The organism is Paenibacillus sp. FSL H7-0942 (genome assembly GCF_045040715.1).
Classification (GTDB): domain Bacteria; phylum Bacillota; class Bacilli; order Paenibacillales; family Paenibacillaceae; genus Paenibacillus; species Paenibacillus amylolyticus.
The window spans coordinates 198,478-212,629 of record NZ_CP150279.1; the positions used below are offsets into that span (position 1 = coordinate 198,478).

The 14,152-nt window shown below is 39.1% G+C and carries 10 protein-coding genes; all 10 read left to right on the top strand.

What is annotated here, in order from left to right; translation table 11 throughout:
- Positions 1 to 406 precede the first annotated feature (406 nt).
- A complete protein-coding gene (locus MHI48_RS00960) occupies positions 407 to 2,833 on the top strand; it encodes an ATP-binding protein (RefSeq protein ID WP_405142752.1) in 2,427 nt (808 codons plus the stop codon).
- Between the two features lie 161 nt (positions 2,834 to 2,994).
- Positions 2,995 to 3,831 carry a nucleotide-binding protein gene (locus MHI48_RS00965; protein ID WP_405142754.1) on the top strand — a complete coding sequence of 279 codons (837 nt, stop codon included), beginning with the start codon at positions 2,995 to 2,997 and terminating at the stop codon, positions 3,829 to 3,831.
- 63 nt (positions 3,832 to 3,894) lie between these two features.
- A complete protein-coding gene (locus tag MHI48_RS00970) occupies positions 3,895 to 6,495 on the top strand; it encodes an ATP-binding protein (RefSeq protein ID WP_405142756.1) in 2,601 nt (866 codons plus the stop codon).
- Between the two features lie 190 nt (positions 6,496 to 6,685).
- Positions 6,686 to 6,883, top strand: a complete 198-nt coding sequence (locus MHI48_RS00975; RefSeq protein WP_405142758.1) for a hypothetical protein — start codon at positions 6,686 to 6,688, stop codon at positions 6,881 to 6,883.
- On the top strand, positions 6,876 to 7,088 hold the full coding sequence (locus tag MHI48_RS00980) for a hypothetical protein (RefSeq protein WP_405142760.1): 213 nt from the start codon (positions 6,876 to 6,878) through the stop codon (positions 7,086 to 7,088). The genes MHI48_RS00975 and MHI48_RS00980 overlap by 8 nt, the downstream gene beginning before the upstream one ends.
- A gap of 349 nt (positions 7,089 to 7,437) precedes the next feature.
- Positions 7,438 to 8,364 carry a metal-dependent hydrolase gene (locus tag MHI48_RS00985; RefSeq protein ID WP_405142764.1) on the top strand — a complete coding sequence of 309 codons (927 nt, stop codon included), beginning with the start codon at positions 7,438 to 7,440 and terminating at the stop codon, positions 8,362 to 8,364.
- A gap of 131 nt (positions 8,365 to 8,495) precedes the next feature.
- Positions 8,496 to 9,203 (top strand): uracil-DNA glycosylase, encoded by a 708-nt coding sequence (locus MHI48_RS00990; RefSeq protein WP_405142766.1) that lies wholly within the window; start codon positions 8,496 to 8,498, stop codon positions 9,201 to 9,203.
- 109 nt (positions 9,204 to 9,312) lie between these two features.
- Entirely contained in the window at positions 9,313 to 9,675 is a 363-nt protein-coding gene (locus MHI48_RS00995; protein WP_405142768.1) for a hypothetical protein, read from the top strand.
- Between the two features lie 638 nt (positions 9,676 to 10,313).
- A complete protein-coding gene (locus MHI48_RS01000) occupies positions 10,314 to 12,335 on the top strand; it encodes a sensor histidine kinase (RefSeq protein ID WP_405142770.1) in 2,022 nt (673 codons plus the stop codon).
- Positions 12,326 to 14,092 carry a response regulator gene (locus MHI48_RS01005; protein ID WP_076329615.1) on the top strand — a complete coding sequence of 589 codons (1,767 nt, stop codon included), beginning with the start codon at positions 12,326 to 12,328 and terminating at the stop codon, positions 14,090 to 14,092. Before MHI48_RS01000 ends, MHI48_RS01005 begins: the two co-directional genes overlap by 10 nt.
- Positions 14,093 to 14,152 lie beyond the last annotated feature (60 nt).

The window sequence follows — 14,152 nt, forward strand, 5'->3', positions numbered from 1 at the left end:
TTATATTTTGGTTGTTGTAATTTAATTGATAAAAAGGTGATTTATGCATGTTGCCCAGTTGATATGATGTTGGGAGTGTACATATAATTTGAGATATTGTTTTTGAGCTTAACAATCGAGGTTAACAAGTAATTATAATTTCTTAGGTAGTAAGTTTATGCTGAGGTAACATTAGTATATATTGATAAAAGTTTTAGAAGACCTATAGGACAGAGTAGCACAATTTCTTTGAACTATCATGAAACACAGATATGGAGATTAATAGAGTTTGATGGGTTAAAAATAAAATAAATGAATTTTACAGCTGGTAGAGTGGAGATATCTTCTATTTGATTGATTTATTGGGATTTTATTGATTTAAAATGAAAGCTTTTTTAGGAGAATATACTCAGATGGGAGATTTCATATGAATGACGACTGGCGGGAAGAGACAAAGTTAAGATTAGAAAATAGTTTGTTATACAGAGCTTTGGTCTCAAAGTGTAGAAGCGAAGGATCAGATCATGTCATAGTTCTGGTAGATGAGGTGTCCCACTACTCTTATCATAAAACAAAAACAATTCTGAGATACATGGGTGAATTTACACTTCATGATGGAGACCATTTGTTTAGAGTAATAAGTTTAATGGAAAAGCTTATCTCTGAAGAAAATATTGATAAATTATCAATTCCAGAATTGCTATTACTCATTTTGAGTGCGTTTCTTCATGATATTGGTATGGCTCCCGAGGAAAAAGATGTAATATCATGGAAAAAGGTATGGGATGTTAATCTAGAATTCGCAGATGATGTCGAAGAAAGGGAATATTCTCAGTTTAAAAGATTTACTTTAGCTAGACCTGATAGAATGGAAGCAATTGATGATCTTATCATTCAAGGTGACTATAGTAAAGCGGATTTATTAAAAGGTTATTTGATCTCTGATTATATTAGGGAAACACACTCATATCGCTCAAGAGAAGTAATTGCTCGAGAATGGGCAAATAAAATAAGATATAAAGATACAGATTTGGCTTGGGAAATCTCAGAGATATGTTTTAGTCATAATGAAAATGCATTGTCATTATTAGAACTTGAGAAGCGTCTTTTGTGTGGTCAGGGGGTTTATGCATGTCTGCCTCTGGTTGCAGTTATTTTAAGATTGGCTGATGTTTTAGATTTTGATGCAAAGCGTACTCCCAGTGTATTGTTTTCACACTTGGCCGTGAAACACCCCGTGTCTCTTAGAGAGTGGAATAAACACCGAGCAATTGAATCTTGGCTTATAAGTAATACAGAAATTCAATTCCATGCTAAATGCACCCACCCAGCCATTGAAGCTTCTATACATGCTTTTTGTAACATAATAGACTTTGAGCTTAGTGCATGCAACAATATCATATCTTCTGTTAATGATTTTCACCGTGGTGTACATAGGGATATAAGTCTAAAAATTCCATTTAAAGTTGATAGAACAAAGATAACAACAAAAAAAGATGTTTATGGGAAGCCATTATATCTGTATAAAGATACTCAATTTAATCTTAGTAAGAGTCAGGTAATTGATTTATTAATGGGAACTAAGTTATATGGTGATCCTGAAGTTGCTTTAAGAGAGTTAATACAAAACTCCATTGATGCATGCTTATTGAGAAAAGCTTTAGAAGTGCGGTGGGGGAATTATTATATACCAGAAATAAAAATCAAATACAAAAAAGAAAACAATCAGGATGTACTTGAAGTAATTGATAATGGCACTGGTATGGATCAGGATATTATTGATAGATACTACTCAAGGGTTGGTTCATCGTTTTACAAATCATCTGACTTTTATGAATTGAAGGCAGAATCTAAGGCTGATTTTAATCCTACCTCAAGATTCGGCATCGGAATATTATCGTGCTTCATGGTTAGTGACACTCTTAGTGTTGATACCAGAAGGATTTATGGTCCTCATGACTCAAGTGAACCAATCAGTTTAACTGTTGAAGGGCAAGAAAGTATTTTTTTAATTAAACAAGGTGAGAGAAAGACTCCAGGCACATCAACTAAATTAATATTAAGGAAAAAAAGGAACCCTTGGGATAGAATGAGTGATATAGAATTTATACAATCTGTAAAAAATGTAATTCCAAACCCTCCATTTAAAATAATTATCGAATCCAATGATCAAATAGAATTTCGCGACGAAAATAGTTTTAAAGATGTAAAAATCGATGTGAAAGAAGATAATTGGGAAGAACACGAGAATATAAGGAGAATAGAATTCAAAATAGAAGATAAGGGAAAAACGGGGATTATGGGTTTTGTGGTTGTGTATCTTCTTGAAGATAAACTAAGACCAGTTGAAGAACTAAAGCTGCTTACAAAGGAAGTGTCTATAGATGGGAAATCTTATGAGTTGAACAAATCTTACTCTATGGGAAGTAATGAAATTAATATGCATTCATCTTCTATTGGTGTGAATGCGGGGAATGAAATCAGACAAACATCATCTTACAATAGTGTTTATAAATCTAAGTCAAAATTTTCTTTGCATGGTATTGAAATTCCGACGACACTTTTCCCTGATTCATGGAGATTGCAAAAAAACCAGGTTCAGATTAACTGGCCACTAACCCTGCAATTGGTAGTTGATGTTTGTGGTAATAGAGACCTTGATTTAAACTCATCCAGGACACAAGTGATATACAGTGATAAATGGTATGAGTTTGAGGAAGAGTTAGCATATGTAATTTGTAACTACATATCGAAATCAGTTGATTTAGATTATTGGAATTCTTTAAGAGGGATTTTGCTGAAAAATGCCAAAAGTAATCAATTTATTAGTGGCTTAAAGAGAGTGAGTAAATAGCTGGAGATTTTCTTTATGTTACAACAATAAAATCATTTTGTGGTTTACAATGTATAGTAAGTTGACCTCTTTACAGAATATGTTTCTAAGGCTATTAAAGATTCATTGTACTACGTGGAAGTAATTACTAATAAAAATAAGGTTTGGGGAGTTGTGGAAACATGAAGCAAAGATTATTTATCGGCTCTTCAATTGAAGGCTTGAGGGTTGCTGAGGCTCTGCAAGAACTATTACAATACACTTTTTTAACCAATATTTGGAATCAAGGAAACTTCAACTATAATAGTGCTACTTTAGATGATTTACTAACAGCTACAAAGAAGTATGACTTTGCTATTTTTGTATTTTCTCCTGATGATATAACCACATTGAGAGAACAACAGGTAGTTACGGCAAGAGATAATGTTATTTTTGAACTTGGTTTATTTATGGGGCATTTAGGAAGAGAAAATGTGTTTTTCTTGCTACCTGAAGGGGTCGAGAATTTACATATTCCAAGTGATTTATTGGGTATAAATACAGGCAAGTACCATTTTGTTAAGAACGATGATGATTTATTAGGAACATTAGGCCCAGCGTGCAGACAAATAAAAAAGCAAATTAGTCAGGGAGTAGACTATGATGGAATTTCACTTGCGGGAACATGGCATGAAAGGTGGGCGCTAGAAGATACAAAGAGCTATTGTTTTACTTCTATTAATGAGGACCAAAATGTAGAAATTAAGCAAAAAGGTGAACAAATAGAAGCAAATTTCATAGCTGGTGGTAAAGAGTATAGGTTAGAAGGGGAAATACAAGGACATTTCTTAACAGGTAAGTGGAATGATTTAAAGCGTGGTTTAAATTATCATGGTGCCTTCCAACTTAGAATAGGGATAAATGCTGATACTATGTCAGGACTATGGATTGGTTTTGACAGTGAACTGAATACTATAAAAAAAAGTATATGGGAATGGAAGCGTGCTGAAATTTCATCGTATCCATCAGAGAAAAATTAATTTTATTTACCATTTTCCTCAAATTGTTAATAATAAACTAACCAAGTAGAAGGAATTTATTTTATGAAGATAAAAATACCAATTAGATTACTTAGCCGATTAACGGAAGAACACAGATTGGAGTGTGAGGGTGTTTTTTTGAAATATGAAGAATTCGCTGAAAAAAATATGTATTTTTTTGATGAATATACAGACCATTCTTCCAAGCATGTTGAGTTTGTATTAGAAACCACTAATAAACTTATACCTGAACAAACCTTAGAGTTACTAAATTCCACAGATATATTTGTTCTAATCTTAAGTGTTTTACATCATGATTTAGGAATGCATATAAATTTTGATTCTCTTAAATTTTTATATAAAGAGAATCCGGTCAATGTTTTTACAGGACAGCATTTTCAAACTCTATGGAATGACTTCGTTAAAGAAGAAAATAAAAAAGATGAAGGCCTCAAAATTGAAAGTCTCTTAGATTTAGAAAAGTTATCATTTGAAAGTTACGATGTTCATAAAGGGGTTGCCTCAAAGTTCATTCGTATTCATCATCCTTTTTTGGCAAATATAATTGCAACTAATGGTTTTCCGGGGAAATCTGGATTTATTAATTATAATGAGAAACGACATTCCTATTTGTATGAGTTGGTAGGATTAGTGGCTCATAGTCATGGAACTGATCTAAGACAAGTAATGGATTATTTGAAAAGGAAGTATGGAGAGTTATGGAAAACACCTTTTGGTTGTAGAGCTGTTTATCTGATGACTCTGGTTAGAATTGCTGACTATTTACATATTACAGACGATAGAATCGATAGATATAGACTTTTGCTTAGTGAATTTAGAAGTGAAAGTTCTGAAAAGGAATTCTTTAAACACCAAAGTGTTTTCCATTCTCAGATAATCTATGATAATCCAGAGACAATCTATGTTTATTCTGAGCCAAGGAACTTTGAGGTTTATATTGAAATGGATCAATTAATTGATAATATTCAAAATGAACTAGACCATTCTTGGGCTGTTTTAGGAGAAGTATATGGATCTATAGAAATGAAATTAACAATTAGAAGAATTACGTCTAATCTGAAGAATACTGAATGGATTGAAGCTTCAAAGTTTGTTGGTCAGAGGTTGAAATTTAATTTTGATATAAGATTAATTGGCCTACTTATTGAGCCTTTGTATGGTGAGAATCCATCTTATGGTATAAGGGAACTTATACAAAACAGTACTGATGCTTGTAAGACGAGAAGGGCTATTGAAAAAAATGAGTATGAAGCAGAAGTTAAAATAACTATTTCTAGAGAGCAATTTATAATTGAAGATAACGGAATAGGTATGGATATTAATGTTATCAAGAATTATTTTTTGAAGATAGGGGCTTCATTTGCCGAGAGCAGAGAATGGAATAGATTGAACGAGGATAAAAATTTTAAAGAATCATCCATACTCAGAAATGGAAAATTTGGTATAGGCATTCTCTCGAGCTTCTTAATTGGAGACAAGATAAAAGTTGAAACTAGAAAGCTAGGTTCGGAGCATATATTCTCGTTTGAGACAAACAAGTATGATCAAGTAATAAGTATAACAAAAAATAGAACTAAAGGAGAGTTTATTGGAACCAAAATTATTATTCCATTAAAATGTGAGTTAGACCCAAGTATCATAGTAAATTGGTATAGATTAGATGACATAAGAGTTTTACTTAATGATGAAGTTCTAAAAAACAAGATAAAAAATGATGAATATGGTAAATGGAATATTTTGGAGTGTGGGGGAGGGTACGATCTTGAGGAAATAAAATGGTCATACGACTATAAAATAGACCCGTTTCGACTGAAAGGCAAAAATGAATCTGTAACTTATATGCCTAATTTAATCTGTAACGGCATTGTTATACCTGAAAGATACGACAAGAAGGTTGAAAGCTATATTATTAGTAAGTGGCCAACCATTGTCCTAAAAGGGCCGACTAGCATGATAGACTTAGATTTAAGTAGAAACGAATTGAATAGTAATCTTCCATTTTTATCTGAACTGGAAAAGCAACTTCTAGTAAGTTATATTGATAAGCTAAAATCAGTATTTAAGAATGGAGATGATAAGCAAATAAACATATGCGATAGTAAAGTTACGAGTGACTTTAGAGTAACTAATTTTAAAGATCAAAAATTGATCTTTACTAAAAATGGATATGGCCTATTTAATAGTTTCTTCATGCAGCGCAATGCTCTAAAGAGAGTAGTAAGAATATGGGTCAAAAAAGGTGTTAATCTAAGGGTTTTAAAAGAATGCGACAGTGAAACAGCTTATATATTGGAAGGAACTGGTGGTCATCCATATTTAAAAAATAAGATTGTAGCGTTTAGAGATGGCTACGAAATTTGTGAGAACGCTAAAATATATATGCCTATCCTAGATTATGAGGACTATCAGAATTGGTCTGCTAATATTTATAAATTAGGCAAGAATTTTATAAATAATAATGTCATTCATAGATTTGATTTGTCACAAGAGAATTATATACGTGAGAAATTTCAATTAGATATAGATACTGCAGAAGTTGTTTTAGCAATTGAATATAACTTTAATAATAGTAAGAAAGACAGTTCTTTTATATTTGAGGAGTACTTTAAGAACGAAGCTATTATGCCTTTCTATAATATTTAATAGGGCTCTGTATTGAATAATTAACTATATTTTGTTCTGAACACCCGTTGAAGCTTATGTGCCGTTATCTTCGGACAGGGGTTCGACCCCCTCGCCTCCATTAGAGTCAAGAAACCATCAACTTGTAATCTGGTTGGTGGTTTTTCTGTTTATGATATAATAAACAGAAATTTAAATTGGGGGACTCAAGATGTTTACAAATCAAGAACAGCTCCAAGAAATTTTAAAAAAAGCAAATCAACATGCACGGAAACAAGCTATAGAATCAGGTGCCTCTATTTATTATATAAAGAACAACAAACGCGTTCGTGAAGATGCTGAAGGCAATAAATTCGAAATTATATTTGATGCTACTGGGAAACGCCAGGAGTTTGAGTATTATGAGTGAAACCAGACCAGTCATGACTGTGTTTGCGGGTACCAATGGAGCCGGGAAAAGTACACTCAGCATGCAAATGAGAGAGTGGCTTGGTGAACTGGTTGATCCAGATCAAATTGCAAGAGAGTTGAAGCCAGAAAATCCGCGCAGTGCTGACCTGTCTGCTGGCAGGGAAGCTGTAAAAAGAATCCGATCTCTTATTAAAAGCGGTTAACGCTTTTTGAATGAGACAACCTTATCAGGTACATATTTGCTTGAAACATATCCAGGTATCCAAAGTTTGCTTTTAACTAGACCGAATTATGATAAGAGAAAGTACATACGAACCAACAATTGTTGTGGGAATCCTTAAAGCTTGTTGATTCTATTTTGTGGAACCTATGCTGGCTTGGTACGCGAATTTAGATCTAAGAAAGTAGATTGGATACATCCAAACGGAGACTACTCCCCGCAGGCCTTTGGAAGAGGTTCGACTCTCAGGTCTTTTATATGAAAAACTAATTTATAATGTTTAACATTAAATATCATATTGTTGATGCTAACAGAGTAAAGGAGTAGTTATTTTGGATCCGTACTTATATTTGTTGTTTCATCTTCTATCACATGCTCTTCTTGGGGCGGTAATTGCATACTGCTTTTTGCCAAGGGATACATGGAAAAATATTATAATATGTCTATGTTCGGGTGCTCTGTGTGGAATAATTCCTGATATTTTTGGGGATAGAAGTGTAGCTCCGTGGTCCCATTCTATATTGTTTACACCCCTTTTAGCTTTAGGAATAGCATATTTGACAAAACTGTTCTATAAAAAGACAAGTTTCAAATTAATCTGGGGATCTTCTATTTTGTCTGTCTTGTTTGGACACTTATTTTTAGACTATATGGGACATGATTTACCAGCATTCTATCCCTTTAGCGATAAATCATATATTATGGGGGCCATTACATTGGGAGATCCATGGATATGGTTTCCGTTGATTATTGGTCTTGGATTGAGTGTTTTTTTGAGGAACAAGCCTAAATTACCTGTAATTACTTCGATACTATTCATATTGGTATATTTAGTTTTTCGAATAATATCAAAAGAAATAATCGAGCACAAAGTTCAAGTTCAACACCCAGTTCCTGAAAAGTCATATATTATAGTGGAGCCCGATAGTCATTATGAATTTCCTTTAGATCCCAGAAAGTGGTTAGAGTTCAGGTTTCGAGTCATCAGTCCTCATTTCTCTAAAGGTGGTGATGCGGGTATACTGGGAGAGAAATCAGACAAACTATTCTGGTACGATTTTTATCCAGTAGCCTTTGAGATTAATTTATCAAGAGGGAAATACGTTTTAATAAATTCACAGAATTCTAAAGTTGTCCTATCTGTTACTAAGGAATGGAAAGAAGCGGGTTCTAACTTTATTCAGGGAAAGTATGATGGAAACATTTTTACCTACAAAGAAACCACCAATGGTCAGTGGGAAGAAGTTATAACGCAATAGTTTTCTACAGTTTCTATCCACTATCAACCAGCGGTCTGGTTGGTGGTTTTTCTGTTTATGATATAATCTTTGTGAAATAAGCTGGTGCAAGCCCGATATACTCTGTAATCTCCCAAAGGAGGCAAAAAAACATGAGCCAAACGCAGCAACAGATCCGCGAGTTTGTTGCAGGGATACAAGCATATGTGTCGCCAGTAAATGTGATTAATCCTTGGAGAGATTATGTGACGGGCTATGATATCGGCCCCAAAGCGGTGGAGATTCGTTCTGAACATTTGGTCAGGTATTTGGAACCAAGAATGTCCAAGGCTCGGTACATTTTTATTGCTGAAGCTGTGGGCTATCAAGGGGCGAGGTTCTCCGGCGTACCCTTGACGTCTGAGCGAATGGTTACCGGAAATCACTCGCTGGTGAATCACCAGATGATTTTTTCAGGCGAGCCGGGTGTCCGAACAAGCCTAGCCAATATCGCCAAACCTAACCGGAGTCAGGCATTGTATGGTTTCGCAGAACCGACAGCATCCATCATATGGGGTGAAGTGTTATCCAGTTCAAGGTGGAAACCAACGGACTTTATATTTTGGAACATTTATCCCTTTCATCCTTATCAATCTGCCGAAAACAGGATGACGAATCGAACGCCGACTTTGGCAGAGTTGGAGGATGGTGTGGTATTCGCCAGACAGCTTATGCAACTGAATCCTGATGCTCAGATCGTGGCTATTGGCAGAAAGTCAGCAGACACGTTAAGCTCACATCTCATTAAAAATCACCATGTTCCCCATCCTGCAAATGGAAGGGCAGTACAATTTCAAAAAGCTGTGAGGTCAATTATCTAGCCCATTTTTAACTGGAGGAATGTAAGGCTGACATATGCGTTTTTATCGTCCAAGTGCTAATACACATAACGTAATGCCCTATCATATAAAGATTGGTTGGTGAAGCTAAATGAGTGAAAAATACTGGCTTGTGGTGCAATATCCACTGAAGAGCGCGCAGGGTAGCAAACGAGATCATTGGTTGCAGGAAAAGGTGATGGAATATCTGGAAACCGTTCTGACCCAGTCGGAGTTGGGAGAGGTGGATGGATGTGACCTGGGCAGCCGTGTGGCTGATCCGAAGGAATATGTAATGAACATTTTCTGTGTGGTAACGGACGAAGATCGGAGCATAGTGCTGATTAAAAAAGTGCTGAGAGAGAGTCGGTTGGATTATACCCGCATCCAAATCGCTACGATGCCATATGGCACAGAAGGAAGCTACACGCTGAAATATACCTCCAAAAAAGGAGTTACCGAATTCTCGCTTTGATCACGATTCGCTGTTTCTTACCATAACGAACTCTGTACTTGTCCTGCCCGAGGGCAGTTTGCCCCCAACATTTTCCCCACTTAAATTCATCATACGAGAAGACCATAATTGGACTTCCCAGCCTTAACCACTCGATCAACACTCTGTAAGTAGTAAGATTATGCCCGTAGATATTGTAATCTTGCTCAAAAGTATGCCATATCAAGGTAGACGTTTACCATCTTCTTTTGTGTACTCAGATCCTCCGTCTCTCCCCCGCTTCTCTCTCCACCCGGCACAAACCACAACTTATTATCTGTACCTCCAACATTTTATAAAGCAGTACTTCTTGCGGCTCCAATTAGGTGCCCCTACCCGCAGCATTCACAACGATCAGATCCCCAAAACCTCATTCTATTTCACTCAGTCAAGCCATCCCCAAGCGATAAAAAGAGTTGAGCCTCCTCCATGCACAGTCCTATAATATACAATTGTATAAAATCCGAGAGAGTGGTGGATATCACAACAGGTCATCCGATCACAACCGATAAACCCATCACACATCGGAACCAAAGGAGGGTCACAGTGAATCAAAGAGCAAAAGATGCAACAACAGATGAAGGAGCAAGAGAAGTAACAGAAGGGGATGAAAAATAGAAGTGAAAGCAACAGCCCAATCAGATATTGAGAGCGATGCAGAAGCAAACGCAAATGCAAAAGCGAACACCAGCGCAATGAAGACGAATTGGACTCCCCGTTTCAAAGCGTTCATTCAACGCAAGCCCAAGACACTCGCTTTTAAAATCCCGTTGGCCTACTTTGTCATTATTCTGCTAACGGTGGGGTTCAGTGCATTGGTGTTGAATCGAATCTCGGAAAGTGATGCGCAGCGAAAGATCAATGAGGCATCACTTCAGATGATTACATCCATTGAGACCAACGTTAATCTGATGATCGAGAACGTGAACAATTATTCGAAAATGATTTTCTCCGATCCCAACTTGCAGAACCTGCTGCGGCAGGGCAATGTGTACTCCAATTTACAGACACAGTCCAAAGTCAGCGCTTATTTGACCAATCTTATGCAAGCGGTTCCAATTATCGATTCAGTATATATTTACGATAATTCGGGGCACCGATTCTCGGTTGGTACACAGGAATGGCCCACGTTTATGGAAGCGAATGTGAAGGAAGCGCCGTGGTACGAACAGGCACTGAAGCATAACGGACGATATCTGCTCAGGCTGAATGGCGGCAACAACGACAGCGGAGTCTCGACGATGGGGGAGAATGATGGGCACGAGGTGGTTTCGTTTATTCGTCTCATTCGAGATTTGGATGATACGTCTCCGCTTGGATTTTTGGTCATGAACATCAAGGGCAAATCCATCGCTCAAGCCTATGCTAACCTATCTGCACCGGATTCATTTCAGGTCGCCATTCTGGATGAGCATCAGCGGGTGATCGCAACGAACGCAAACGATGGAAAGAAAGCCGTGCCTGCTGTATCCGATGAATCCATGTCTGCCGCTTCTGGACAGGGAGGGATGCACGAGATGTTAGAGGCCAATCAGCTCAAGTTAAAACAAACATTTCAAGAGCAGCCCTCCGGCTTCATCACCTTACATTCACGTGGTCAGGAATATGCGGTTACCTATCGTTCGTCTGGTGATGATCAGTGGAAATTCATCAGCATGAGCCCATACCAGGCTACCGATACCCGCAATAAATCCATGGTGCTGCTTGCGCTGATCCTACTGGCGGTAAACGGGACTGTCTTTTTTGTCAGTTCATTCATCATCTCGCGCAGCGTCATTAAGCCGATTCACAAGCTGCTTCGCTCCATGCAGAAAGCGCCAAGTGGCAACTTCCGCAAAGTGACGGTTGAGCTGAACAGTTACGAATTCGCACAGCTATATGGAGGTTACAACCAGATGATCGAGCAGATTGAGCAGATGTTGAAACGCATCATTCAGGAGCAGCAGACGATCCGCCGAGCAGAGCTGAATACACTTCAGGCGCAGATCAAGCCGCATTTTCTATACAACACACTTGATTCCATTACCTCCCTGGCGATGTCGGGTATGAACGATAAGGTATGTGAGCTGTTAGAAGCGCTCGGAAGTTATTATCGGCTGAGTGTCAGCAAAGGGCGTGAACTGATTACGCTGCAAGAGGAGGTTGAGATTGTACGCAATTATCTGACGATCCAGCAGGTGCGATACCCCGGTGTATTTGAGGTGCAGTACGATATCGATTCAGGCTGTGAACGAGTGATGATTCCCAAGCTTGTGCTCCAGCCGTTGGTGGAAAATTCGCTGTATCACGGTATTCGTCCCAAAGGCAGCCCGGGCACGATACGCATCCAAGCTCGTCGATCCAAGGAGGGAGTACTTCTAACGATCACTGACGACGGAGTCGGTATGTCCGAGGAAGAAGTGCAACAGGTTCAACACACAGAAGTGAACAGGTCTAATCGCTCGAACTCATCTAACCCATCTAACTCTTCTAATCCTACCTATAACGCTAAACACAATCCAAGCTTTGGCTTGTGGGGAACGATGGAGCGGCTTCGCATTTTCTATGACAGAGAAGATGGACTTAAGCTGCATAGCGAGGTTGGAAAAGGAACCACCATTATCATAACGATCCCGAAGGGAGCCGATGAATCATGGAACTAACTGTGGAACCATTAAAGGTATTGATTGTGGATGACGAGTACCTCATCCGAAATCTGCTGCGCATGCGTATCGATTGGGAGCAGCAAGGCATGACTATCATTGGTGAGGCCTCCGATGCTGAAGAGGCCTTGAATCAGGTTGAGCTGTTGCGTCCAGACATCGTGTTCACGGACATATACATGCCCAAGATGGACGGCATTGAACTGAGCGGTATCCTCATGGAGCGTTACCCGAACTTAAAAATCGTGGTTGTGACGGGACATGATGAATTTGAATATGCTCGTCAGAGTGTGAAGCTGGGCATATCCGATTTTATTTTGAAACCCATTCGTGCTTCTGAGTTATTACAGGTTACGGCGAAGCTGCGAGTGGCAATCGAGCAGGAGATGGGGCGTGAGTACGAGCTGATGAAGCTGCGAGAGGAGATGAAGCAGAGCCTGCCTTATCTCAGGGAGCGATTTGTAAATCAATGGTTAAGTGATGTGATACCTGAGGATGAACTACAAGAGAAGGCGCGTTTCTTCGGTATTCCCATCTCTTCAGGCGAACCAGGATCACGCATCGCAGTAATGGAGGTGAAGGTTGCTGTACCGCAAGCGAAGATAGCTGCACCAGAGGTATATCAACATCTGTCCGAACCATATCACCCAACACCCCAAACACTCCAAACACATGAAGCACATCGAGGACCCCAACAACAACACGGTCAGCCCCAATTAAGCCAGCATCAGACAGAAGCCCATCCACATACTGCCGAGGAAATACATATTTTGCTGCGGATGGTAGGCATGAAGCAGGTGCAGGCATTTTATCCGCAGGATCCGCAAACCATTATCGTCATGGACCCGCATAACCGGATAGTTGTGCTCTCGCTTGGCGCGGATACGGAATTTTCCAATCAGGTGCAGCAGCTTCAGGAAGAACTTCAACATACACTTAAGCTCGAAGGGTGTGAAGTTGATGTGACCGTAGGGATTGGGCAATGGCAATCAGGATGGGGAAGGGCCTGTGTGGGATACCGGGAAGCTTGTCGTGCACTCGATTATCAGGCGTTTGTGGGGAAAAATCAGGTTATTTGCTTCGAGGATCTGGTCATCGAAGGCGGAAAAAGGCGGTACCACTCGGATGCTCAGCTGCTCCAACAACTGCAATTTTACGTCAGTGTTGGTGCGGGGGAAGAAGCCGTATTGTTGCTGGAGCGTATGCTGTCAGTGCCGTTCTCGGACGTTTCACAGTTTCGGATGGCAGCCATGGATGTGGTTACGGAGTGCCAGCGTGCCGCCATAGAGCAACAGCTTGAGGGAGAGTACGCATTGAACAAAGAGGCCGTTGCGGCCATTTTTACAGCAGGTCATCTGCCTGAACTAAAAAGCATGCTGGAACAGCATGTCCGCACGGTATCGGATGTCATACAAGCCAAACGACAGGCCAAGGAAGGTAATCTGATCGACCGGGTGATGGCTTATCTTGAAGAGAACATGGGCAATGCGGAAGTGGGGCTTTCCAGCACCGCGGCTGCTTTTTACGTAAGTTCGGGCCATCTGGGGCGGCTGATGAAAAAAGAGACCGGGCAGACATTTGTGGAATATATGACGCAGCTTCGTATGAGAAAGGCCGAAACGTTGCTGAAGCAGACCGATTTAAAGGGGTATGAGATCGGGCAGCAGGTAGGCATCCCGGACCCGCATTATTTCAGCGTCTTGTTCAAAAAACATATCGGTCGGTCCATGAACGAATATCGGAATGTAAAAACCTGAAAAACGAGAATGTACCCCCCACACTACCAGTTCCAATTCCACATATGTTCGAATATTACA